Genomic DNA, 595 nt, shown 5'->3' on the forward strand with positions numbered 1-595 from the left:
CTGCGCTACCCGTCTCACGCACACGCCGTACCCATTTGACTGCGCTACCCGTCTCACGCACACGCCGTACCCATTTGATCGCCGAGCTCGCCGCTACGCCAAAGCGTGCCGCTGCCGCATGGCAGGACATGCTCTCCTCCATCACCGCCGCTACAACCCGCTCGCGCAGGTCCATCGAATAGGGCTTGGCCATGCTAGCTGGCCTCCGATCTCCAGCCAGCATCTTGAATCAGAAAATCAGACCAAAGGGAATCCCATTTGAATCAGTCAAATGTCATCCCGCTCTAGAATCCATAGCCCCGGCTACGAGATTTAAGCTGATGCGTCGGTATGAAGCTTCTGGGTGGAGGTTCAAGCGAGCGCGGCATCTGCTGGTCACGCATTTTGGCCCGCGAAGCGAGAGCTAAGCGGGCTGTTTGGTGTGTTTTGCGCATAAAAAAGCCCGCGAGGCTATTGCCTGCGGGATTTGACGTTGGTTGCGGGGACAGGATTTGAACCTGTGACCTTCAGGTTATGAGCCTGACGAGCTACCGGGCTGCTCCACCCCGCGCCAAGGTTCTCCTCCCCTTGAGAGGGGAGGGAAGGACATGTGAAT

The 595-nt window shown here is 58.0% G+C and carries 1 tRNA gene and 1 pseudogene; both read right to left on the bottom strand.

The features are described 5' to 3' along the window. Nucleotides 1-193, bottom strand: a pseudogene (locus AC1DT7_RS24235) (hypothetical protein); the annotation flags it as partial. A 280-nt stretch (nt 194-473) separates the two neighbouring features. After that, nucleotides 474-550: transfer RNA gene (locus AC1DT7_RS24240), tRNA-Met, on the bottom strand. Nucleotides 551-595: the final 45 nt, after the last annotated feature.

The sequence above is a fragment of the Sphingomonas sp. P3_C6 genome, from assembly GCF_056402595.1.